Source organism: Mesorhizobium sp. M2A.F.Ca.ET.043.02.1.1, assembly GCF_003952405.1.
Lineage (GTDB): Bacteria > Pseudomonadota > Alphaproteobacteria > Rhizobiales > Rhizobiaceae > Mesorhizobium.
In genome coordinates this window covers 6337321-6360418 of the sequence record NZ_CP034445.1, presented here as the reverse complement: position 1 = coordinate 6360418, position 23098 = coordinate 6337321, and the positions used below count along the sequence as shown (strand labels likewise).

22 protein-coding genes, 1 tRNA gene and 1 pseudogene are annotated in these 23098 nt (G+C 63.9%); 10 read left to right on the top strand and 14 right to left on the bottom strand.

What is annotated here, in order from left to right; translation table 11 throughout:
- Position 1 precedes the first annotated feature (1 nt).
- A pseudogene (locus EJ068_RS30655) lies at positions 2–833 on the top strand (aminoglycoside phosphotransferase family protein).
- A gap of 10 nt (positions 834–843) precedes the next feature.
- On the opposite strand, the gene EJ068_RS30650 reads toward EJ068_RS30655, so the two are convergent.
- Positions 844–1935 carry a COX15/CtaA family protein gene (locus tag EJ068_RS30650; RefSeq protein ID WP_127250775.1) on the bottom strand — a complete coding sequence of 364 codons (1092 nt, stop codon included), beginning with the start codon at positions 1933–1935 and terminating at the stop codon, positions 844–846.
- A gap of 151 nt (positions 1936–2086) precedes the next feature.
- On the opposite strand from EJ068_RS30650, the gene EJ068_RS30645 reads away from it, so the two are divergent.
- A complete protein-coding gene (locus tag EJ068_RS30645; protein WP_042643947.1) occupies positions 2087–2302 on the top strand; it encodes a DUF2842 domain-containing protein in 216 nt (71 codons plus the stop codon).
- A 30-nt stretch (positions 2303–2332) separates the two neighbouring features.
- Here EJ068_RS30645 and EJ068_RS30640 read toward each other — a convergent pair whose 3' ends face one another.
- The gene (locus EJ068_RS30640) at positions 2333–3391 is read right to left on the bottom strand and encodes a polysaccharide deacetylase family protein (RefSeq protein WP_127250776.1); all 1059 of its coding nucleotides are present in this window, start codon (positions 3389–3391) and stop codon (positions 2333–2335) included.
- A 91-nt stretch (positions 3392–3482) separates the two neighbouring features.
- On the opposite strand from EJ068_RS30640, the gene EJ068_RS30635 reads away from it, so the two are divergent.
- The gene (locus EJ068_RS30635) at positions 3483–4712 is read left to right on the top strand and encodes a GNAT family N-acetyltransferase (protein WP_128315614.1); all 1230 of its coding nucleotides are present in this window, start codon (positions 3483–3485) and stop codon (positions 4710–4712) included.
- Between the two features lie 19 nt (positions 4713–4731).
- On the opposite strand, the gene EJ068_RS30630 is transcribed toward EJ068_RS30635, so the two are convergent.
- Positions 4732–5166 (bottom strand): peptidylprolyl isomerase, encoded by a 435-nt coding sequence (locus EJ068_RS30630; RefSeq protein WP_127250778.1) that lies wholly within the window; start codon positions 5164–5166, stop codon positions 4732–4734.
- Positions 5167–5347: 181 nt separating this feature from the next.
- Positions 5348–7597, bottom strand: coding sequence for an exopolysaccharide transport family protein (locus tag EJ068_RS30625; protein WP_127250779.1), 2250 nt, complete (start codon positions 7595–7597; stop codon positions 5348–5350).
- A 263-nt stretch (positions 7598–7860) separates the two neighbouring features.
- Between EJ068_RS30625 and EJ068_RS30620 the strand changes: the two genes are divergently transcribed.
- From EJ068_RS30620 to EJ068_RS30605, 4 genes are all read left to right on the top strand, one after another.
- Positions 7861–8424 carry a polysaccharide biosynthesis/export family protein gene (locus tag EJ068_RS30620; protein ID WP_127250780.1) on the top strand — a complete coding sequence of 188 codons (564 nt, stop codon included), beginning with the start codon at positions 7861–7863 and terminating at the stop codon, positions 8422–8424.
- Between the two features lie 10 nt (positions 8425–8434).
- Complete coding sequence (locus tag EJ068_RS30615; protein WP_127250781.1) at positions 8435–9565, top strand: glycosyltransferase; 1131 nt, start codon at positions 8435–8437, stop codon at positions 9563–9565.
- Positions 9566–9663: 98 nt separating this feature from the next.
- Complete coding sequence (locus tag EJ068_RS30610) at positions 9664–11199, top strand: undecaprenyl-phosphate glucose phosphotransferase (protein ID WP_127250782.1); 1536 nt, start codon at positions 9664–9666, stop codon at positions 11197–11199.
- Positions 11196–12494 carry an O-antigen ligase family protein gene (locus EJ068_RS30605; protein ID WP_127250783.1) on the top strand — a complete coding sequence of 433 codons (1299 nt, stop codon included), beginning with the start codon at positions 11196–11198 and terminating at the stop codon, positions 12492–12494. Before EJ068_RS30610 ends, EJ068_RS30605 begins: the two co-directional genes overlap by 4 nt.
- A 30-nt stretch (positions 12495–12524) precedes the next feature.
- On the opposite strand, the gene EJ068_RS30600 is transcribed toward EJ068_RS30605, so the two are convergent.
- From EJ068_RS30600 to EJ068_RS30585, 4 genes are all read right to left on the bottom strand, one after another.
- Positions 12525–12601, bottom strand: a tRNA-Pro gene (locus EJ068_RS30600).
- A 180-nt stretch (positions 12602–12781) separates the two neighbouring features.
- Positions 12782–13033: a toxin-antitoxin system HicB family antitoxin gene (locus EJ068_RS30595; protein WP_127250784.1), complete on the bottom strand. Its 252-nt coding sequence runs from the start codon at positions 13031–13033 to the stop codon at positions 12782–12784.
- Positions 13030–13458, bottom strand: coding sequence for a putative toxin-antitoxin system toxin component, PIN family (locus EJ068_RS30590; protein WP_127250785.1), 429 nt, complete (start codon positions 13456–13458; stop codon positions 13030–13032). The genes EJ068_RS30595 and EJ068_RS30590 overlap by 4 nt, the downstream gene beginning before the upstream one ends.
- A gap of 65 nt (positions 13459–13523) precedes the next feature.
- Positions 13524–14543: a sugar-binding transcriptional regulator gene (locus tag EJ068_RS30585; protein WP_126082911.1), complete on the bottom strand. Its 1020-nt coding sequence runs from the start codon at positions 14541–14543 to the stop codon at positions 13524–13526.
- A gap of 142 nt (positions 14544–14685) precedes the next feature.
- On the opposite strand from EJ068_RS30585, the gene EJ068_RS30580 reads away from it, so the two are divergent.
- Complete coding sequence (locus EJ068_RS30580; protein ID WP_129554968.1) at positions 14686–15456, top strand: hypothetical protein; 771 nt, start codon at positions 14686–14688, stop codon at positions 15454–15456.
- Positions 15457–15473: 17 nt separating this feature from the next.
- Here EJ068_RS30580 and ptsP read toward each other — a convergent pair whose 3' ends face one another.
- Genes ptsP through EJ068_RS30555 form a run of 5 tightly spaced genes read right to left on the bottom strand, consistent with a single transcriptional unit; the run spans position 15474 to position 20195 of the window.
- A complete protein-coding gene (ptsP, locus tag EJ068_RS30575; protein ID WP_127386234.1) occupies positions 15474–17459 on the bottom strand; it encodes a phosphoenolpyruvate--protein phosphotransferase in 1986 nt (661 codons plus the stop codon).
- Positions 17460–17507: 48 nt separating this feature from the next.
- Positions 17508–17888: a PTS glucitol/sorbitol transporter subunit IIA gene (locus EJ068_RS30570; protein ID WP_126061115.1), complete on the bottom strand. Its 381-nt coding sequence runs from the start codon at positions 17886–17888 to the stop codon at positions 17508–17510.
- Between the two features lie 29 nt (positions 17889–17917).
- On the bottom strand, positions 17918–18922 hold the full coding sequence (locus tag EJ068_RS30565; protein ID WP_127386233.1) for a PTS glucitol/sorbitol transporter subunit IIB: 1005 nt from the start codon (positions 18920–18922) through the stop codon (positions 17918–17920).
- Positions 18923–18937: 15 nt separating this feature from the next.
- Positions 18938–19705 (bottom strand): PTS glucitol/sorbitol transporter subunit IIC, encoded by a 768-nt coding sequence (locus EJ068_RS30560; RefSeq protein ID WP_041008501.1) that lies wholly within the window; start codon positions 19703–19705, stop codon positions 18938–18940.
- A gap of 52 nt (positions 19706–19757) precedes the next feature.
- On the bottom strand, positions 19758–20195 hold the full coding sequence (locus EJ068_RS30555) for a transcriptional regulator GutM (protein ID WP_127253697.1): 438 nt from the start codon (positions 20193–20195) through the stop codon (positions 19758–19760).
- A gap of 188 nt (positions 20196–20383) precedes the next feature.
- Here EJ068_RS30555 and EJ068_RS30550 point away from each other — a divergent pair, with 188 nt between their 5' ends.
- Both EJ068_RS30550 and EJ068_RS30545 read left to right on the top strand, forming a co-directional pair.
- Entirely contained in the window at positions 20384–21025 is a 642-nt protein-coding gene (locus EJ068_RS30550; protein WP_127253696.1) for a hypothetical protein, read from the top strand.
- An 88-nt stretch (positions 21026–21113) separates the two neighbouring features.
- Positions 21114–21788 (top strand): HAD family phosphatase, encoded by a 675-nt coding sequence (locus EJ068_RS30545; RefSeq protein ID WP_127253695.1) that lies wholly within the window; start codon positions 21114–21116, stop codon positions 21786–21788.
- Between the two features lies 1 nt (position 21789).
- Here EJ068_RS30545 and EJ068_RS30540 read toward each other — a convergent pair whose 3' ends face one another.
- Positions 21790–22968 carry a DUF930 domain-containing protein gene (locus EJ068_RS30540; RefSeq protein ID WP_127253694.1) on the bottom strand — a complete coding sequence of 393 codons (1179 nt, stop codon included), beginning with the start codon at positions 22966–22968 and terminating at the stop codon, positions 21790–21792.
- Between the last annotated feature and the right edge of the window lie 130 nt (positions 22969–23098).

Sequence of the window (23098 nt, the reverse complement as noted above, 5' to 3'; positions counted from 1 at the left end):
AGTGCAGGCGTTTCCCGAGCGCTGGAAAGTCAGCGCTCCGAACTCATTGCCGAGACGTTTTCCAGCCGGATCTGGAAGGTCGCACAGGACGACGGCTCGGTTGCCGTCGTCAAGGACCTGAAACCCTTCGACGACGTCGCGGACGAGCTGCGCGGCGAGCATTACCTGCTTGGCGGCGCGGCGAAGGCGCGGTGCGGCTGCTCGGCCGTGACGGCAATGGCATGCTGCTCGAATATGCCGGCGACAGGCTGCTCTCGCAGCATCTCGCCGAGCATGGCGACGACGCGGCCACCGCGATCGCGACCGATGTGATGGCAAGATTGCTGTCGCCGTCCAAGCACACGCCTCCGCCCCACCTACAGCCGTTGCGGGAGCGGTATGTCGCGCTATTTCGGGTGGCCAGGGCCGACCGGGCTGCCGGACGAGCCAGCCTCTATGTCCACGCCGCAGACATCGCCGAGCGGTTGCTTGCCGATCCGTACGAGATCAGGCCGCTGCATGGCGACCTGCATCACGACAACATCCTCTTCGGCCCGCGCGGCTGGCTTGCGATCGACCCCAAGGGGGTCATCGGCGACCCCGGCTTCGATGCGGCCAACATGTTCTACAATCCGCTCGACCGCGATGATCTCTGCCTCGATCCGCGCCGGATCGCGCATATGGCCGACATGTTCGGCAAAACGCTCGGGCAGTCGCCGCACGCCATCCTCGACCATGCGATCGCCTATGGCTGCCTGTCGGCCGCGTGGCATCGCGAGGACAAGAACGCGGTTGACGAGAACCGGGAATTGACCATCGCCGAGGCTGTTCGGAGGGTTCGGCTACAATTTTGATCGCCGGCCGTCAGCTTCTGACGTTTATCTCGGTCGGCAGCGGATAGGCGCCCTTGGTGCCGCGCCAATGCGCGGTGGCAAAGCCGAGCAGGACCAGCGCGATCGCCTGATGCGCCAATGCCATGTGCAGCGGCACCTGCATCAGCAGTGTGCCGATACCGATCGAGGCCTGGACGACCACCAGCGCGAAGAGAAGCGTGGCGCGACGGGTATGGGTGGTGCCGGGCTGGCGCCGCCACGTGGCGATCATATGCCAGAGCGCCACGAGAAAGACCATATAGGCGCCCAGCCGGTGGACGAACTGCACCGTCTTCGGATTTTCAAAGAAATTCACCCAGGCAGGCTTCAGGAGAAGCAGATCGGACGGGATCAAATTTCCGTCCATCAGCGGCCAGGTGTTGTAGGAAAGACCGGCGTGAAGGCCGGCGACCAATCCGCCGAGATAGATCTGGATCAGTGTCAGGAACACGATGAAGCCGGCGAGTCGCTGCGTCGAGCGGTCGGCGGCAGGCTCCGAATGCGGCGCGAGACCTCGCGCGACCGCCATGGTGGCGGTGAAGATCAGCGCGGCAAGCGTCAGGTGCGTAGCCAGCCGGTACTGGCTGACCGAAACGCGGTCGACAAGGCCGGAAGCCACCATCCACCAGCCGATGGCGCCTTGCAGCCCGCCGAGCGCCAGGATGCCGATGAGCTTTAATCCAAGGCCTCGTTCGATGCGTCGCGTCGCCCAGAAGAACAGCAGCGGCAGGGCAAAGACCACGCCGACGCTGCGCGCCAGGATGCGGTGCGCCCACTCCCACCAGAAGATCGACTTGAAGTCTTGAAGGCTCATGCCCTTGTTGATCTCGGTATATTGCGGGATCTGCTGGTAGCGCTGGAACTCTTCCTGCCATTCGGCGTCGTTGAGCGGCGGGATGACGCCATGGATCGGCTGCCACTCGGTGATCGACAGTCCCGAGCCGGTGAGACGCGTGGAACCACCGACCAGCACCAGCGCGAACAGCACGAGCACCACGACGTAGAGCCAGCCGCGCACCAAAGCGCGGTTACGCAGGTCTCGGTCGCGTGCGGCATAGGGGGCCGTGGCGGTGATGGCAGCCATGGACGTTTTCCGGCAATTGAAACGCTGGAGTGGTGGACCAAGGCTCGCGCCGTGGCAAGGCTGGACAGCGCGGCACGCCGTCGCGCCGGGCCGCGGTGGTTGCGCGCGCACGCCATTCAGCCTAAGCGAGACGGGTCAACGAGACCGCGACATGCCCATTCGCCTGAAAAAGCTGATCGGAACCATCCTGCTTGTGGCGCTGGTCATCATCTATGCGCTGATCGCCTCCGCGGTCGCGGTCACCAGGCTCGCCGAATACGGGCCCACGGCGCATCTCCTGTTCTTCCTGCTCAGCGGGTTTCTCTGGGTTCTGCCGGCCATGGCCATCATCAAATGGCTGATCATCGAGCCGCGGCCCAAGGGCTGATCCTCGCTGACGCCGGCGGCGCCGGCTAGTCTAGATGGTCACCACCATCTTGCCGGCATTGGCGAGCGGCGTCGTGATGCCGGACAGCATCGTTTGGATATGCGCCACGCTCTGGTAGCGGCCGTTGACGGAGATGCGCGGCAGCGCGTGCAGGAAGCCGGCATGCTCGGCCCTTAGCACGCCGTGCCGCGTGGTCACCGCCGAGACGTAGCCCGCGTCGCGGGCGAAGCCCACTTCGCGGCAGCCGACAGCGCTGGCATAGCCGTAAGGGTAAGCGAAATGACGCGGCTCCTCGCCGAGCCTTTCCGCTAGGATGCGGCGGACGTCGCCGATCTCATGGCGCGCATCGGTTTCGGACAGCCGCTTCAAGTTTCGATGATTGACCGTGTGCGCGCCAATGGTCACCAGCGGGTGGGCGGCCATGGCTCGGAGCTCATCCCAATTCATCAAGGGGCATGGGCGGCCTGTGCCGAATTCATAGCCGTTCGATCGGGCAAGCTCGCGCAATGCCGCACCCTGCTCCTCCTCGGGCACTTTCACGGTCAGCCAGGCGTTCAGCCGCGCGACGGCCAGGATCTTCCTGCCCCGTGTCGAGCAATCGATCACCCTCTGCTTGCCCGCCATCGTCAGCGTCAGGCGCGAGCTGGTGTCGACGATATCCTCGATGACGTCCCACCAGAGATCGACGGCGCCGTCGATCAGGCCGGGGGCGACGTAGATGGTGATTGGCGCGCCGTGCTTTTCCAACACCGGAAGCGCCTCGGTCATGTTGTCGCGATAGGCGTCGTCGGCGGTGATGGTGGCGAACTGACCGCCTTTCCCACCCATCTTGATGCGCTCGATCGCTTCATCGAGCGAAACAAAGGCATAACCCCTTCCCTTCATGTCGGCGATGAGCCTGTCGAGGAAGGCGGGAGCGATGTTCAGATGGCGGTTGACGCTGTTCGGCTTCTCCGGCGTCGCGGTGACGCGGTGCAGCATCAGGATGGCGCCGATGCCGCCGACAAACGGCCGCGCCAGGGGCGCCAGACCGGAGTAGCGGGCAAGGTTCAACGCCAGTTTCCGGATTGCCTCGCCCCCGTCGATCATTCCTTCACCTTTTGCGCCTAGGCTCATCCAAGCACGACATTCGCCTATGCGAACCCCCAAGTCGGAACGAATACTTCTTAAGGATTGAGGGATGGTTGACGCCGCCGCGTCATTTGACGGCAACCGGGTCGCGGCCAACGAGATTTCCGCACGCTCCATGCGAGCCGATCAGGGTCGATGGACCGTTGCCGCAAGCGACGGCGCCGGCCTTGCCGATTACATCGAATTCTGCGCCTCGGCGGTGTTTGCGCCGGCGCAAAGCGCATCCTGGGTGAACAACTGGGCAGCCGCGACAGGCACCGACATGGTTGTCGCGACGCTTGTCTGCGACGGCCGCCCGGCGCTTTCGCTAGCGCTGGAAGTCGTGCGACGCGGCCCGTTCAAAATTGCCCGTTTCGCGGGCGGGCGTCACGCCAACGGCAATTTCGCCGCCGCCGATCCACGTTTCCTATCCACCATCGACGGCCCGGCGATCCGCTCGATGTTTAAGGCGATCGCGAGGGTGCGCCCGGACATCGACCTGATCTCGCTGGAAAGGCTGCTGCCCAACCTCGATGGCGTCGCCAACCCGCTCGCAACGCTGCCCGGCTTCCCCAGTCCGAACCTTGCGCTCGCTGTCGATCTCGACGGCGGGTTCGACGCGCTGCTGTCGCGCGCGAGCGGCAAGCGCAAGCGCAAGAAGCACCGCTCGCAGACGCGTAAGTTTGAGGCAGTCGGAACCTTCCGCCGCATCGAGGCCGGCAGCCGCGAGGAGGTGGACAGGCTGCTCGACGCCTTCCTCGAGATGAAGGAAGCGCGTTTCGCCAAGATGGGCATCGCCAATGTCTTCGGCGACAAGCAAGTGCGCGACTTCTTCCGGGCGCTGTTTACCGATGCGCTGGCTGAGGAAAAGCCCCCTTTCCTGCTGCACGGCCTGGAGGTGACGGGAAAGCTGCGCGCGGTGACCGGCTCCAGCCGGTCCGGCAAGCGGCTGATCTGCGAGTTCGGCGCCATTGCCGAGGATGATCTCGCCTTCACCAGCCCCGGCGACTTCCTGTTCTTCGACAACGTCCAGGAAGCCTGCGAGCAGGGTTTCGATGTCTACGACTTCTCCGTCGGCGACGAGCCTTACAAGCGGCTCTGGTGCGATATCGAGGTTCAGCATTTCGAGGTGCTCGCGCCGCTGACGCTGAAGGGCCGCGCGCTGGCGACGGGGCTGCGGCAAGGCGCGCGGGCGAAGGCCTTCATCAAGAACAATCCGACGATCTGGAGGCTGACCAAGATGCTGCGCCGCAAGGCTGCCGGACAGGCAGCGCCTGCCGCAGCCGAGGACGACAGCTAGGCCAGGTGAGAGTCGCTAGCTACGCCGCCTGAACGATCTCGACCAGTTCAACGTCGAATACCAGGTCCTTTCCGGCCAACGGATGATTGCCGTCGAGCTTGACGCTGGCATCGTCGACGCCGATGACCGTCACTCGCATGGGGCGTCCCTCGCGGGTGCGAGCCTGCAATCGGGTGCCAACATCGATGTTGATGTTTGCCGGGACGGCGGCGCGGTCGATGGTTACGACCGCCTCGGGGCGATGGGGACCATAAGCGGCGTCAGCGGGAACTGTGACGGTGCTTTTCGTGCCGACCTCCATGCCCTCGACATGGGTTTCGAGACCAGGAATTACCTGTCCTTCACCGAGTGTAAACTGCAGCGGTTCATTGCCGGAAGAATCGAATTGGGTGCCGTCCACCAGACGCCCAGTGTAGTTGATGCGTACGGTGTCGCCGTTCTTGGCCTGTGTCATAGCAGCCATCCTTTGGGAGTTTTGGGGGCACGCCTAGGAATCTCGGTCCCGCTCTCGATCATCCACGCATCAGAATGCGCAGCGCGAAACATCGAAACTAGGAGCCTTGCCGCCAATGTAAAGTGCGGGAGCCGCCGAGAAATGAAGCGGCAACGCGGGACAGCCTTGTCGGCCTCCGGCCTTATGCAGCCGACCGGCGCCCGGGCAATGGATCTCCCGGCTCATGACCGACCGGCGTGACCAGCGTGACGTCGGGATAGCCGTTCTCGATCAGCTTCACCGCAGCCTGGGTCACCTGGTCGTCGGCTTCCAGCATCGACAGGAAGACTTCGGTGCCATCGCCGACCAGGCGGCTGATGCCTTGCGCATCGGCCGGGCCGCATTCGACAACGACGAGATCGTAGGCCGTGGTCAGCGACTGCATGATGATGGGCAGCCGGTCGGCGGCGCGCATGGCGCGGACCGGGTCGGCGGTGCCGACCGGAATGACATGCGCATCCGAATAGAGATCGGGATGGATGACGTCGCTGAACTGCGCCTCGGAGGCTAGAAGATTGGTGATGCCGGGGAAGAGGCTCGAGTCCAGCATCGGCCGCGATGCCGCGCCCGACGCGGTGAGATCGAGCAGCAGCACACGCAGGCCGGCATCCGATACTTCGCGCGCCACCAGCACGGCGGACGCGGCCGCCTCATCGCCTTCGGGCGACACGAAGATCGCGCGCGCCGCGCCCGAAGCGATCAGCTTCTCCGCCGCCTTGTCGACATCGATCTCGCCGAGCCGGGATTGGCGCGGCTCGAGCGCCGATTTGCCGGGTTGAGAAGGCCCGTCAACGGAGTCAGCGGGTCCGGCAGCGGGGGCATGAACCTCCACCGGCTCGCTCTCGGCCCGCCTCGGGAGTTCCGCTTCGGCGATCGAATGCCCGGGCGCCGCTTCCTCGTAAGGAGCGAAAGCACGACGCTGGTCATCGATCGCCGGTTCCGTGCGCGCGACAGGCATCGCCACCTGCTCTATGCTCTCAAACCGAGCACCGGGGGCAGGACGCATGGCGCGGCCGGAGAACAACTCGCCAAGCAGTGTGCCGATCGCCATCAGCAGCAGAGAAGCGGCGGCGGCGGCCCCGGTAATCGGTCCGATCTTCGGGAAATAAGGCTGCGACGGCACCTGCGCCTGCGCGATCAGGCTCGCCGCGACGGGGGAGTATTTGCGGTCCTTGCGCGAGGCCGCCGCATTGTAACTTGCCATATAGGATTCAAGCTGTTGGCGCTGAACGTTCGCGTCGCGCTGCAAGGCATCCAACTGCACCTGCTGTTCGCCGGCGCGTGCCGAGGCGGCTTTCAGCGTGTTCACGTCCGCGACCAGCTGATCCTCGCGGGCCTTGGCCGTTTGAACCTGCGCCGACAGGCCGCGAATGATCTTTTGCGCCTCGTTGCGAATCTGGCCGTCGAGGTCGGCAAGCTGCGACTTCAGCGCCCGGATGCGCGGATGATTGTCCAGCAGGGTCGTGGAAAGGTCGGCAATGTTGGCCCGGAGTTCGACCTGCCGCTCGCGCAGGCGCTGAATCAGCTCGGAGGACAGCACTTCCGGCACGCTGTCCAGCGAACCGCCATTCTGCAGCGCCCGGCGCACGCTCTCGGCACTCGCCTCGGCGGCGGCGCGGCTGGCGCGCACGCGCGACAACTCGCTGGACAGCTCGGCGAGCTGCTGAGTCGGCAGCACCGCATTGTTGCCGCCCATAAGAAGGTCTGACTGGGCGCGGAAGGCCGCGACCTTGGCCTCGGCGTCTCTCACCCGATTTTGCAGGTCGGCGATTTCCGGCGCCAGGAAGTCGGTGGCGGCGGCGTTCGATTCGAGCTTGGCGTCACTCTTCGAGGCGATATAGGCAATGGCAATGCCGTTGGCGACATCGGCGGCAAGCTGGGGATCTTTCGACGCGAACTCGATCGCGATCGCGCGTGTCTTTTCGACAGCGTAGACATTGAGCTTGTCGTGCATGGCATTCAGCACGCGCTCTTCCGGCGGGATATCGAAGGGATCACTTTTCAAGCCGACGAGAACGAGGATGCGCCCGAGCGCCGACATCTTCAGTGTTTCATCGAACTCCGGTAGCTTGTCCAGATTGAGCTTGGTCGCGACCTGCTTGAGGATATCGGGCGAGGAAATGATCTGGACCTGAGTCGCCACGCCCTGTTCGTCGAGAATCGGCTTGTCGTCATCGTTGGTGCCCGGCGGCCGGGTGTATTCCGATTCGCGCGAGCCGATCTCCAGCTTGGCTGTCGCCTTGTAATAAGGCGTCGCGAGCCAGGCCAAAGCAAAGGCGAGCCCGGTGACCACAAGCGTGACAAGAACAATGCGCAGCCAGTTCCTCGCTAGGCTGGCGAACAGCTGTCTCAGGTCGACATCGACATCTGCGGCCGCGGACTGAACGGACATGCATCCTGCTCCGAACTTTGAGTCGAGGATGGACCGTAAACAACTATGGTAACTCACCCGTTAAGATCGAAACGAACACTTATTAGACAATCCTCAAAGAACATCCGGCGAAAGCAATAGAACAATTGGGCTTTTTACCGATCAGCACGCTGCCCGATCGCACTCCTTTACCGCCCATTAACCCTAACAGGATGATAACGGTCGCACTTTCCTGGGGTTGTGCCGCGGCTTGCGGCAAGAGCGATGAAGGTTCCTGGCCGGTCATGAAAAGCACTGCTTCCCTCTTTCGCGCTTTGCTTGCCCTGTCGCTGCTGACCGGCTGCTCGAGCTATCGCCCGACGCCGGCCGCCTTCCATGAAGTGCTCGACCAGCCATACCGGCTCGGCGCGGGCGACCGGGTCCGTGTCACGGTGTTCGAGCAGGACGGGTTGACCAACACCTACAGCGTCGACCAGTCCGGCTACCTCTCCTTCCCGCTGGTCGGTGCCGTGCCGGCGCGCGGCCACACCGCGCAGCAGCTGGAAAAGGAGATCGCCGACAAATTGCGCCAGGGCTATCTGCGCGATCCCGACGTTTCGGTAGAGATCGACCGTTACCGGCCGATCTTCGTGATGGGCGAAGTGGGCGCTGCCGGCCAGTATTCCTATGTGCCGGGGCTCACCGTGCAAAAGGCGGTCGCCATTGCTGGCGGCTTCACCTCGCGCGCCAATCAGGAGAGCGTCGACATCACCCGCGACATCAACGGCAAGGTGATGACCGGACGGGTGCTTACATCCGATCCGCTGCTGCCCGGCGACACCGTCTACGTCCGCGAACGCCTGTTCTGAAAAATCCGGCGTGGCGGTGAATCTCAGGATAGTCCACTGCTTCCGCTCACCTGTCGGGGGAATCTTCCGGCATGTGCGCGACCTGACCGAGGCGCAGGTCGCCGCCGGCCATGCGGTGGGCATCGTCTGCGACTCGACGACCGGCGGCGACTTCGAGGAGCGGCTGTTCGAGGCGATGAAGGACAGCCTCGCGCTCGGCATCCATCGCACGCCGATGCAGCGTCATGTCGGGCCGGGCGACCTCGCCTCGGCCTGGCGCACCTATCGAATCATCCAGGAATTGCGGCCGGACGTACTGCATGGGCATGGCGCCAAGGGTGGCGCCTATGCCCGGCTGTTCGGCTCACTGTTGCGGGTTTCAAGGTCTCGCGTGGCCCGCCTTTATTCGCCGCATGGCGGCTCTCTCCACTATGACGAAACGACGGCGACGGGAAAGCTGTTCTTCGGCCTGGAGCGCTTCATGGCGCGCTTCACCGATTGCCTGCTGTTCGTTTCCGACTATGAGCGGAAAACGTATCGGCGCAAGGTCGGCGAGCCGCCCATACCCAACCGGCTCGTCTATAACGGCCTGCGCGCCGCGGAATTCGAATCGGTGACGACGGCGATCAATGCCGCCGATTTCCTGTACATCGGCATGATGCGCGACCTGAAAGGTCCGGATATCTTCATCGATGCGCTGGCTTTGGCCGGCAGCGAGCTTGAACGCCCCTTGAGCGCCGTGATGGTTGGCGATGGCGACGACCTGCCGCGCTACCACGCTCAGGTCGAGCGGCTCGGCCTCGAGAACCGGGTTCGCTTCCTGCCTCCGATGCCGGCGAGGGAAGCTTTCGCCCTGGCTGAGCTGGTAGTGGTTCCGTCGCGCGCGGAGGCGATGCCCTATATCGTGCTCGAGGCCTTGGCCGCCGGCATGCCGATGATCGCGACCGCGGTCGGCGGCATTCCGGAAATCTTCGGCGATGGCTCCCCTGCCTTGATCCGGCCGGATCCCGTCGAGCTTGCCAGCAAAATCGGCATGGCGGTCAAAGACATGGATGCGTACCGCAAGGCGATGCCACAGGCCGACGAGCTGAAGGCGCATTTCGGCTCTGACGTGATGGCAGCCGAGATCGAGAAGGCCTATTTCGCGGCGCTGAGCAAGTAGGTCCGCAACCGCACAACAGCTTCAAAACCACGGGTTGTTTCAAGCCTTTCTTAGCTCTCTTTTGCTAAGCAATTGCGCGAAGCTCGCGGACAGTTCCCATGAATGAGATCGACCCCGCACGCCGCTTTTCGATGGATGCGGTGCGCAACTACGACGCTCCCGCCGAAAGCGAAAAGCCCGGCGGCATCAACGATGTGGCGCGCCAGGTCGCGTCGCAATACCGGCGCGATACCATGTCGCCGATCATGGTCAGCGGCGTGCTGCGCATGGTCGAGTTCGCTCTGCTGTTCCTGTCGGGGCTCGGCGTCTATTTCTACTATGTCGGCTTCTTCAATTATCTGGCCTGGCAATACCCGCTGGCGATCGCGGCGACATCGTTCCTGGCCGTGGTGCTGCTCGACGTCACCGACTGCTACCAGATCGCGGCGCTGATGCGCCCCCTCGCCAATTTCAGCCGGGTGCTGCTTGTCTGGGCCGGCAGCTTCGCGCTGATGGCGCTGACCGCCTTTGCCATCAAGGCCTCGGAAGACTATTCGCGCCTGCTGTTCGGCACCTGGTTCGTGGTCGGCTTTGTGCTGATCTTCGGCCTGAGGCTGGTGATGTCCAGCCTCATCCGGCGCTGGGCGCGCGATGGCCGCATGGAACGCCGCGCCCTCATCGTCGGTGGCGGCAAGGCCGCCGAACAGCTGATCCGCTCGGTCGAGAAGCAGCCCTACAACGACATCCGCATCTGCGGCATCTTCGACGACCGCAACGACAAGCGTTCGCCGCCGATCGTCGCCGGCTATCCGAAGCTCGGCACGATCTCCGAGCTCATTGAATTCGCCCGCATCGCGCGCATCGACATGCTGATCGTGTCGCTGCCGCTGACAGCCGAATCGCGCGTCTTGCAGTTGCTCAAGAAACTCTGGGTGCTGCCGGTCGATATCCGGCTCTCGGCGCATTCCAACGCGCTGCAGTTCAGGCCCCGCGCCTACTCCTACATCGGCTCCGTGCCGATGCTCGACATCTTCGACAAGCCGATCAACGACTGGGACTCGGTCGCCAAGCGCGCCTTCGATATCGTCTTCTCGCTTGTCGGCATCATCCTCTTCTCGCCGGTGATGCTCGCCACGGCGATCGCCATCAAGCTCGACAGCAAGGGGCCGGTGCTGTTCAAGCAGAAGCGGCATGGCTTCAACAACGAGATCATCGAAGTCTACAAGTTTCGCTCGATGTTCACCGACAGGTCCGACCCGACCGCCAAGCAGACGGTGACCAAGAACGATCCGCGCGTCACCCGTGTCGGACGCTTCATACGCAAGACCTCGATCGATGAACTGCCGCAGTTCTTCAACTCGCTCTTCGGCTCGCTGTCGCTGGTCGGGCCGCGCCCGCATGCCATCGCCGCCCAGTCGCACAACCTGCTCTACAACGAGGTGGTGGACGGCTATTTCGCCCGCCACAAGGTGAAGCCCGGCGTCACCGGCTGGGCGCAGATCAATGGCTGGCGCGGCGAGATGGACACCAACGAAAAGATCCGCATGCGCACGGAATACGACCTCTATTACATCGAGAACTGGTCGATGCTGTTCGATCTGCGCATCCTGTTCCTGACGCCGATCCGCCTGCTCAACACGGAAAACGCCTATTGAGCGCCGTCGCCCATGAGTTGCAGCCGTGGGCATTGCCGGCGTCGGCGGTCAATGCGAAGCTGATCTCGCTGATCGCGTCGGCCGCGATCGCCATCGGTATCCTGCTCTCCGGCTTCGTCATCAGCGAGCCCGCGCCCTACGAAATCTACATGGCCGGGCTGATCGCGGTCTGGGCGCTGTTCGGCCTTCGAATCTCGCGCGCGATCGTTCCCTTGCTGGTGCTTCTGGTGGCGATGAACATCGGCGGCATGATCGCCATGACGCAGATGACGGATCTCGCCAACACGCCGCTCTATCTCGCCGTCTCGCTGTTCCTGGCCTTCAGCGCGGTGTTCTTCGCCTCGGTGACCTCGGTCCAGCCTAGCCTCTACCGGCTGATCTTCATCGCCTATGTCATATCGGCGGTGGCGACGTCGCTGCTCGGCATCGCGGGCTATTTCCATGCCTTTCCCGGCGCGGAGATGTTCACCAAATACGACCGCGCCGCCGGCGCGTTCCAGGACCCGAACGTGTTCGGGCCGTTCCTGGTGCTGCCCGGCACCTACTTGCTCTATCTGCTGCTCACCGGCCCGGTGTCGCGCATGCCGCTGCTTGCGATGCCGCTGCTCATCATCACCGCCGGCATCTTCTTCTCCTTCTCGCGCGGCGCCTGGGGCATGTTCGCGGTGTCGGCGGTGCTGCTCACGGCATGCCTGTTCCTGCAGAGCGCCAGCGGCAAGTTCCGGCTGCGGGTCGTGGTGATGACGATCGCGGCCGTGGCGCTGCTGGTCATCGCCTTCCTCATCATTCTGCAACTGCCCGGCGTGTCGGACATGTTCACCCAGCGCGCGCAGCTCGAGCAGAGCTACGATTCGGCAAGGCTCGGCCGCTTCGCCCGCTACGCGATCGGCTTCCAGCTGGCTATCGAGCATCCGTTCGGCATCGGCCCGCTGGTCTTCGGCACGATCTATGGCGAGGACACGCACGACATCTGGCTGAAGGCGCTGATGGATTATGGCTGGCTGGGTTTTGTGTCGTTCCTGACGCTGACCTTATGGACGATCGGCGCCGGCTTCCGCATCCTTCTGCGCGACCGGCCGTGGCAGCCCTATCTGCTCTGCGCCTATGTCGCCTATCTCGGCAATATCGGGCTCGGCACCTTGATCGACATCGACCACTGGCGCCATCTTTATCTGCTGCTCGGCCTAGTCTGGGGCGCGATCGCGCTGGAGTACCGGCACCAGCGGAAATTGCGGCTGGGAGCTCCGCCAAGCAGCCGAACGAACCGACACGAAGCGGTCGCTCCCGGTCGATGAAAGCCTTGGGGCCAAGTCTCAGGTTAAAAATGGTCGGAGTGGCCGGATTCGAACCGACGACCCCTTGACCCCCAGTCAAGTGCGCTACCGGGCTGCGCTACACTCCGGACCGCGCAAAGCCCTATAGTCTCAAAGGTTCAGAAGCAAGAGGCCAATAGGACAAAATCACGCCGGGCCTTCCATCTGTTTTCCATGTTATTCTATTTTTTCGAGCGATTACGGCAGCGAAGCACAGCAGCGTATAACGCGAGGCAAGCCGTGCTCACTCCAAGCCAGCCGAAATTCGGCTACTTTGCCAATTCGTCACCTTTGACAGGCGGCTTACCCTTGCCGGCGTGCTTGAGAATATCGAGCGCTGCGGGAATGTCGGCGCGCGCCGCGCGCTCCTGGAAATAGCTTTCGACCCTGAGCGCCGATAGCTTCTCGGCCACAGCCACGTTGATGAACTGGTTAAGCGCCACACCCTCGTCTTCCGCTACCTTACGTGCTTCGTCCAGGAGCGAGGGCTGAAGCCGCAGCGCAAAATTGCTTTTCCTCATTTATGTTTCTCCATTCGTTTCCAAGCCTGACCGGGCACCAGGACATCTATTCCAAAGCGGACCGCTGCTTCGCTAAAGTCGCGGGTGTTGAAGATCACGATAGCGTCAGCTTGTCCGTTGACCGCAGCCTCGAGCACCATATCGTCGTCCTGATCGCGAGCCACTGGTCGCCATAAAAAGGCAAGCCTCACCGGCTCGGCAACAGCCGCCACTGCGTCCAGCAGGACATTAACATCGTCGATCGGCAAGCCGGATGCCTTCAAATGCTCCGGCCGCGTCATCACCGCCTGGTACTCTATAACAAGTGGTACGGAGGCAAGCAGCGTGAACCGCCTTTCAAGCGCCGCCACCAACAAGCGACGAGACGCGCCGGCATCGCTGCGGACGGCCGCCACCATAACCGCTGTGTCGAGAACCAGCCTCATGCGACTATATCGAGTTGCAGAAGTGATATTGCAAGCAATATTGCATCAATTGAAATTTGCGGCAACTACCTCGACGCGCCATGCGCGGCCAGCATGCGGCGCGCGCTTTCCTCGTCGGTGATGAGCACGGTCGGCGCGACCAGGTTCATGGCACCGAGCAGCGCCTCGGTCTTCTCTTCGCCGCCGGAGGTCAGGATTCGGATCGGAGCCTTGCGCAGCCGATCGACATCCACCGACATCACATGGCTGTTGACGGGATGGTCGACCAGGTCGCCCTTGCGGTCGTAGAAATGGAACAGAAGGTCGCCGACGGCGCCACGCGCAAGCAGGGCCTCCCGGTCCGCTTCCTTGAGAAAGCCGCCGCGCGAGAAGGTGGTGGCCGACGCGATGCCGCCGACGCTGAGCAGCACAGCATCGAGCGCATCGGCCATCTCGAAGATTTCCTGCAGGCCGCAGCGCTCGACCAGCGCGATCTTGGTCTCGACGCTGTCGACGACGGCCGGCGTCGGCATCAAATAGCCGTCGCCCTGAAAAATCTGCGCGAAGCGCCAGGCGAACTCGGCCGGGTTGACCCGGCGCGCGACGCCGACGCCGCCGAGCAGCGAGATCACGCTGAAGTCGGTCAGCGACTTGGCGCTGATGAAAGGCAAGGTGTGGAACAGTGTGACGCCCCAGCCGACGCCGACCCGCATGCCGGATTTCATCGCGTCGGACAGGAACATGCCGGTCTTGGCGGCGATCGCCGGGATCGGATCGGCGTTGGGGTCGGAGAGCGGCGCCACCAGCGCCTGCCGCAGGCCGAAGGTCTTTTCCAGCGCGCGCTCCAGGCGCACGATCTCCAGGAGCTCGCTTTCGATGGTGATCTTGACCTCGTTGCGCGCCCTCGCTTCCGCCAGCATGCGCACGATGGTGACCCGGCCGACGCCGAGCACGTCGGCGATCTCGTTCTGTGTCATCTGCTCGACGAAATACATCCAGGCGGCGCGGATCCTGAGCCGGTCGGTCCGGTTTTCATTGACGACCTGGTCGGCCGCCTCCGCTGTCGCCTTGCCGTTTTCAGCTTCGCCCTGCCGTCGCCTGCCCAAGTTCCCCTCCGCGATGCCGTCGCCGATTCTGCGTGCTGGTTAAATATCGTCTATTGATCTACCAATCGACACGAACAATCTAGAGAGGGGCGACTGGCGCCCCCGAGCCGTTAGCGACTTCAGCATTTCGAGGCAATTGGCGATGCTGCGACAAATCTCCGAGGACGTCCGCGCCAACCTGAAGGACCGGCTTCGGGAACTGCGCGACGCCATTCGCCGGAGCCGCCACGACAGCGCCGGCGAGATGTCTCATGATATAGTCGGCAATTTGCCTCCCTTTCCGGGCCGCAGCCTGCTCGGCCACGCCGCGACCGCTGTCGACGACGCGCTGACGATCGCCGAATCCTTCGTTCCCCATTCCCGGCCGCTCAAGGTCGACGGAACGACCGTGAAAAGCCTGCGCTCCTATTTCCCGGACGGCGATGAAGACCGGCAGATCGGCGGCGAACGTCAATTCAGGCGCGACATGTATTATCTGACCCGCGCGGTTCTGGCCGGTTACGGCGTCGACAATCCCCGCGTGCACGAGGCGAGTTTTTCCGCCGTGCACGCCGCGATGCGCAAGCGCCATGCCGATCTTCTGGCCGGGGCGACGGCGGATGCGGCGTCCACCGACCAGGTCGCTGCGGCGTGCGCGGCTCTGCTGGTCGAATGCCTCAACCACCGTCCGGTTCAGCCTGGCGAGGCGGCAACGGCCGACCGGTCGCTCGACATAAGATGCCTTGCGCCCGTGGTGCTTGCCTGCGGACTGGCGACCAAGGCGGACGGCGGCACGCCGGAGCCCGACATTCTCGAGATCGCGGTGCTGGCGGCCGAAGTGCGGGAGGATCGCATCCGGCAGGCTTGCGCCCAGGCCAATGCCGTCCAGGAACTGACACCGGTTCTCGCCACTCTGCTCGCGCATCTGACGTAACCGCCGCGAGGAATCCGCTATCGTTCGGGCGCCATCGCCGCGATGGTCTTCTTGGCGCGCTGGATCGAGGCCGGGCTCATGCTGAGCTCGGTCAGGCCCATCCCGATGAAGGCCGGGATCAGGTCCGGACGGCCGGCGGCCTCGCCGCACATGCCCACCATGATGCCGGCGGCGACACCCGCCTTGGCCGTCAGCTCGATCGCCGACATCACCGCCGGATTGGTGACGTCGTTAAGCTTGGCGACCGTCGGGTTGAGGCGGTCGGCGGCCATGATGTACTGGGTGAGGTCGTTGGTGCCGATCGAGAAGAACGCCACTTCCTTCGCCAGCGCCGACGCGATCAGCACGGCGGCTGGCGTCTCGATCATCACGCCGAGGTCGAAGCTTGCATGCGGCACGCCTTCGGCCTTCAACTCGGTCGCGCATTCATCGACCAGCGCGCGGGTCCGCGTCACCTCGGCGATTTCCGAGACCATCGGCAGCATCACCTTGATGTTGCCGTGAACCGCGGCCCTGAGCAGTGCCCGCAACTGCCTCTTGAAGATGTCGGGACGATCCAGGCACATGCGGATGCCGCGCCAGCCGAGGAAGGGATTCTCCTCGTCGGGGAATTCGATGCCGGCGATCGGCTTGTCGCCGCCGATGTCGAGCGTGCGCACGATGACCGAATGCGGCGCGAACGCCTTGGCCAGGGCGCTGTAGGTCTCGGCCTGCATGTCTTCCGAAGGCAGATGCATGTGGCGCATGAAGAGCAGCTCGGTGCGGAACAGGCCGACGCCCATGGCGCCGGCTTCCTGCGCCGCCTCGATCTCTTCCAGCGAGCCGATATTGGCCGCGACCTCGATCACCGTGCCATCCGCGCGGGTCGGCGTCACGCTCTTGAACACTTTCAGCCCGGCGCGCTCCTGCGCCGCGGCTTCAACGCGCTTGTTGAAATCGGAGCGCGTCGCCTCATCCGGATCGACGATCACATGCCCGGCATTGCCGTCGATGGCGACCTCCTTGGCCGCACGCAACTCGTTGATCTTGTCTCCCAGACCCAGCACGGCCGGAATGCCGTGCGAGCGGGCGATGATGGCGATGTGCGAGGTGGCGCCGCCATGGCCGCAGACCACGCCACCGATGCGCTTCAGCGGCGCGCGCGCCAGATCCCAGGCGCCGATGTCGTCGGCAATCAGGATCGCGCCTTGAGGGATGGTCTCCAAGCTGACCTCGTCCTGGCCGAGCAGCACCAGGCAGATCTGCCGGCCGACGGCATGGACGTCGTCGGCCCGGGCATTGAGATAATGGTCGTCGACCGCGCTGAAATCGGCGGCGATGGTGGCCGCGGCCGCGATGACCGCGGAGACCGCATCGTCACCGCCCTTGATCAGTCTTTCGACCTCGCCGGTCAGGCTGTCGTCGGCGGCGATGTCGCGCAAAGCCGCGACGATGCCGCGGTCGCCGGCGGCGAGATTGTTCTCGGCAAGCGTGCGGTCCATGCGCGCCTGGACGCTGGCGACGGCGCCGCGGAAGCGCTCGAGCTCGCTTTCGATCTCGCCGGCCTGCAGGTGCCTGCCCGGCCCCTCGATCTCCGGCGGGAAATGGGCGAAGGCCGGCCCGATCGCCACGCCCTCACTGGCGGCTACGCCCTGCAGTTTCGGCGTTCCATCCGCCGATGCTGCAGCCGGTGCTACGGGCTCCGACGCAGGTGCGACGGCTGCGGTTTCAGAGCCGCCCTCACCCGCTTCGCTCTCGTCGTCGAGACCGGCGCGCGGATTCTCCAGATAGCCGATCAGCGCCTCGATCGCCTCGATGGCGTCGGCGCCGTTGGCGCGCACGGTGACTTCCTGGTTTTCCTTGACCGCCAGCAGCATCAGCTTGACCGAGCTCTTGGCGCTGACCGCCTTGCCGTCCTTGACCAGCTCGACATCGGATTCGAAACCCTTGGCGAGTTTTACGAACCGCGTGGCGGGACGGGCGTGCAAACCTTCGTGCACTCTGACGATGGTCGAGCGTTCCATGGCAATTCTCTAGGTTTGGGCGCTTATCGACAGACAGCGCGGATATTATCAGGCGGCGATGGTGATGACAGCGCCCGGTGTAAGGGCGGCCACGAGCGCTCCGGTATCGACCTCGGACGCGCAAACCTCACCCGGCCTTTCGGCCTCGGATGCTCCGTTGAAAGAGATCACGACATGACCCATCTCGCGGACCTTGCTCCAGGCCGTGGAGCCGACCGCCGTTATCGTCGCCGAGACCGGCCCGAGTGTGATGGAGGCGCCTGTTGCTGGCGCATCGTCGCTCGGGCCTTCCTCCGTCTTGTGCAGCACGGAGACCTCGGCCAGTTCGGGAGGCGAGCCATCCGCGAACAGGATGAGCACGCCGCCCTCGGCGAGGTCCGCCACTTCGGGTCCTATTGCCGTGACCCGTGTCTTGAGAAGAACCGACATATGACGAACCTCGTTTTACTACTGCTATTTTAGAACACGATCAGGGACACGACCCAGGCGATCAGCACGGAGACAGGGCCCATGATCTGGCGGCTGATGAGCACCGCCGGCACGCCGATTTCGATCGTCTTCGGCTTGGCCTCACCGAGCGCCAGACCGACGGGAACGAAGTCGCAGCCCACCTGGGTGTTGTAGGCAAACAGCGCCGGCAGCGCCATTGCGGGCGAGATGGTGCCGTTGGCGATCTGCGGGCCGATGATGGCGACGCCGATGACCTGGGCGATGACCGCGCCCGGTCCCAGGATGGGCGACAGGAACGGCAGGCCGCAGATGGCCGAGATGACCAGCAGGCCGACGATGTTGTTGGCCAGCGGACCCATCGGCTGCGCCAGCACATCGCCGATGCCGGTATAGAGGATCAGGCCGATCAGCATGGTCACGAAGGCCATGAAGGGCAGCACGTTGCGGACGACCTGATCGATGGTGCGGCGGCCGGAGTTGAAGAAGATGCCGACCACGCGGCCCATGACGCGGCCGATCGAGCTGATCAGGCCGATAAGCCCGCCTTCGCTCGGCAGCGGCTCGGCCGCCCTGGCAGTGGTGTTGTTGCTTGAACTCATCGATGCTGCTCCCCCCGCAGTGGTGACCGCTTCGGATCCGTCCGCCACTGCGACATTGGCCGGCTTCACGCCCGAAACGTAGATGTCTTCCGTGATGAACTGGGCGAGCGGACCCGCCTGGCCGACCGGCGTCAGATTGACGGTCGGGATACGCTTGCGCGGGTAGACGCCGCAGCGCGCGGTGCCGCCGCAGTCGACGACGACGACCGCCATCTCGCTTTCGATCGGCGGCGACTTGAAGCCGTCGACAGCCTGGGCGCCGGTCATGTCGGCAATGAGCTGCGCCACCGGATGGATGCCGCCACCGGTTACCGACACGACCTTGTTGCGCTGCTCGGTCGGCTCGATGACCAGGGGGCCGCCCCAACCGGTCGACCCCTTCGATATCTTTACTGCCTTGTATGTCTTGGCCATGGTGTCCTCCCGCCCTTAGAGCTCGACGCCCTGGCGGCGTGCCATGATGGCCGTGATGCGCTCGGTCAGGATGCCCTTCAGCAGGATGACGACGAGGCCGACGATCGCGTACCAGATGGCCACCTTGACGTGATAGCCGTTGGCGATGACGCCGCGCTTCTCGAGGTCGAGCAGCGCCACCAGCATGCCGCCCCAGACGAAATATTCACCGGGGTTGATATGCGGGAAGAGGCCGAGCGGCGGATGCACATAGGACACTGCCGCGTCATAGAAGGCAGGCTTGTGCTTTTCTTCCAGGAAGGAACCGAAGGTATAGGCCATCGGGTTGGTAAGGAAGAACACCGAGAGCACAGGCAGCACCGTGTAGCGGGTGAGCGCGATGCGGCCGGCGCCACGTGCCAGGCCGTGGACGCGCTCCTCGCCGACCAGTTCGGTGACGGCGTAGAAGGCCGTCATCAGCACGACCAGGGTCGGGATGATGCCGGTGACGAAGCCGGCGAACACTTCGCCGCCCTTCTGGAAGATGCCGATGAAGTATTTGCCGATCGCGGTGAGCCAGCCGAGCTGCTCTTCCTGCTGCACATTCTTCAGCTGTTCCTTGAGCTGATCGGCGGTGACCGGCGCGTTGTCGGTCGTCGCCTGCGCCAGGACCACAAGATGATCGGTGGCATGCTCGACGCCGAGCTTGCCGTGCCAGGCAGCATCCGAGACCATGGTGCCTGCGACATGCAGGTTGTGCACCGCGAGGTCTGCATGCTGTGCCAATAGTGTAATTACAGACATTTCTCCTCCTTATGACCCCTGCCGGTCATTCCCAGCCGGCTGCCGGCGTCGTTTAAGCCCTTGCTATGTTCAAGCCGGCCAGGCCCGGCTTCTTCCCCGGCTCCGACCGTGCGCGATCGATCTGCTCGATCGCCCGTTTCACGGCCTCGGCCACACCGGGTTCCCCCTCCCCCATGATCGCAGGGTTGGACCGGAGTCGATCGAGGGGGATGCCCTCGAATTTTTCATGTCGCTTGAACTTGGTCAGCACCGAACGGCCGCTCATGACCATCATGCGGCGCACGATGAGATCCGGCGTTACGACGATGAGCGCGATGGTGCCCTTTGCGAGGCGTCCGCGGAAATTGCCCGCGCCGACGAAACCGTCCTTGTACTGGCTGGTGACGCCTTTGAAGACATCCGAATAATGCCGCATCTGCAGCCAGACGCCCAACGATTGCAGCGCCCAGACAACAAACAGCAGAAGCAGTGCCCACTGCCAGATTGCCATTTCGGTCTCCTCCCGAGTCTCTTCCTCCGGCACATATTGAACGGAGGCGAGACGACCCGAAAGTGAGAACATTTGTTTCCTCGAATGTCAACATGTATTATATTAGCAGCCATAACGCTCCACAGCCGACCGGCCGATTTCGGCGTCGGCGGCGCTGTGGTAGCCTGTCGTCAAACGGGATGTGAGACATGGACCTGCCCTTCAGGCACGAACTGGCGCTTATGCCGGACCTTCGCCACCGGCTGCGGCAGCTGCGCTGGTTCCGCGCCACCTTCCGCAGCAGTGCGAAGGTGGTGTCGGAAACGTTCGGCGTGCGCTTCGAGATCGACGAGGCCAAGCTGACGCACGCCTTCCTCGACTGGATCGAGGTCATGGAAGCGCAGAAGCAATTCGCGGCGGTCGACCGCGCGGACTTCATCGTCTTCGCCGCCGGACTGGTGCTGCGTGAGCTGATCCGGCAGGCGCCGGCGCGGGAGGTCTCAGGTCTGAAGGAAATGATCGAGACCGAGGCAAATGCTGGCACGGCGGAAATCGTGCGCTTCTGGCCGGAAGGTTTCCTATATACCAACTACTGCGTGTCGGCGATCCTCGCCGTCCACGAGCAGGAATTCGGCAACGCGCCCAGCATCGATAAATGCGCCGACGATCTGCGCACCTGGTGGTCCTACCGCGAGAACGCAACGGAAATGCCCGCCTATGCCGTGGCGTTCCTCGACCGCTTCCTCGGCGCCGAGCCCAACTGGATCACACCCGACCGCGCCCAGTCACGCCAGGCCATGCAGCGCGCGCTCGGATCTTCGCCGGTCAGCGAAGCGTTGCGCCAGCTTTGAGCCGCTGGAGACGTAATCACCCGCTATTGAACATCTGACTTTTTATCGATAGCGATGTGCGCATTGGCACAGAGGCCGGGAGAAGCGCGTGGCGCAAACCAGACTGATGATTTTCGATTGCGACGGCGTTCTCGTTGACAGCGAACCGTTGGCCGCCAAGGCTTACGAGCGCGTCTATGAGAAGCACGGCATGCCGGGCGTGCATGGCGGCATCATCGCGCAATGCATCGGCATGAAGCAGGCCGACATCATCGTGAAGATCAAGGAACTGACCGGCCACCAGTTCCCCCCGGCGGCCGATGGCGACATCTGGGCCGAGACCAAGCTGCTCTTCTCCGAGGAGTTGAAGCCGACGCCGGGGATCGCGCCGTTCCTCAACACGCTTGCCGGAAACCGTTGCGTCGCCTCGTCGTCCTCGGTCGAGCGCATCAACCACAGCTTGTCGGTGACGGGATTGTCGCGCTTCTTCGGCGAGGCGATCTTTTCCTCCTCGATGGTGAAGAACGGTAAGCCGGCGCCGGACATCTTCCTCTGCGCCGCCGAGAAGATGGGTGCGAAGCCGACCGACTGTATCGTGGTCGAGGATTCGCCCTTCGGCGTTCAGGGCGCGGTGGCTGCCGGCATGATCGCGATCGGCTATACCGGCGGCGGTCACACCTATCCCGAGCACGGCGCGCGGCTGAAAGCCGCCGGCGCCGATTTTGTCTGCGCCGACTGGCACGAGGTTGCCCGGCAGTTGGCGGAGCTTGGTGTCCCGGCCTAATCTAGCGGAGACTGGGGAAGCGACGCCGGGTCCAGTCCCCCGGCGGGACCAATCCCCCTACACGGAAGTTGAAGGACAGGACCCGCGTGGCGTCGACGTCGACCTCGCAGCGGAAGCTCAGATCGTACCATTGGGTTGTCGTGCTGAAGGCGGCCTGCGGAGGGTTGAGAACATTGCCCTGCTTCAGGGGGATGGTCGGCAGCCATTTCGGCGCGTAGTCGGCGCTTTGCAGTTCCTGGTTCAGGACGTTGGCGCAAAGATTGGCTATGCGCTGATCGCGCGGCACGTTCTCCATCGAGCTCGTAGCCTGCATATTGCCGGTCGCACCCGGCGAGTAAAGTTTCCTGACGCCCGGCAGGCCGGAATAGATCGGCGCTCCCGCAGCCGCGCTGTCGGCGGAGTTCGACCTTGCCGGGTTCCCGCTTGGCGCTCTCAAGGCTCTTGCGGATTTGAACTTCATCGCCCTGGAAGGCTTAGGCTTTGCCTTTTCGGCCGAGGATGGAGGCGCGGGCTTGTCGCCTGACTCGGCCGTCAATGGCTTTAACGGCACGGCCGCTTGCTGCTCGGTGGTTTGCGGCGGCGTCTCTTGTTTGTCGGGCTGCTGCTTGTCGGCATCCTCAGTGGCTTGTTTCTCCTCGCTTTGCGCGGGTTTTTCGTCCGACGCTGCGGTTGCCGGCTTCTCTTGAGCCTTGTTGGAATCCGGCTGCTGCTGCTCGGGCGTTGCAGGCGAAGCGGGCTGGCCGGGCGCGGGCTTCGGCGCGACCGGCGGCTTCGCAGGCTGATCCTGGGCCGGCGACGGGGCGTTGGCCGGAGCGCTGCCCCCGTTCAGAGATTTCTCCGGGCCGGTATCCTTCTCGCCATACTGGAAAACGCGCTTCAGAACCGGGATGTCCTGCGGCTTCGGCGGCTGCGGAGGCGGTGGCTTCGGAGCCGGCTGCTCGGGCGGCTTTTCGACCTTCTGTTCAGGTTTCGGCTCCGGCGGCTTCGGAGCGGGCTTCGGCTTTGGCTGTTCCGGCGGCGGCACGATCGCGACGTTGACCGGCTGTTCCTGCTGGTCCGGCTGTTGCTCGGGCCTCGGCAGGCCAAAGAACAGGAACGCTGCAATCAGGACATGCAGGAACAGCGATGCGGCCAGGGCCCATCGCCAATTCCGAAACCATTCCCGCATCTTGCCGTTCATTGCGCCCGATGTGGAACGAAATGGCGGCGGCTTCAAGCACCGGCCGGGATTCCTGCGAGCTGCCGGCCTGACAAGTCGGTGATCGCAGGGCCTGTAGCGTAAGAGCAAGCCGGATCAAGGACCTGCAGGA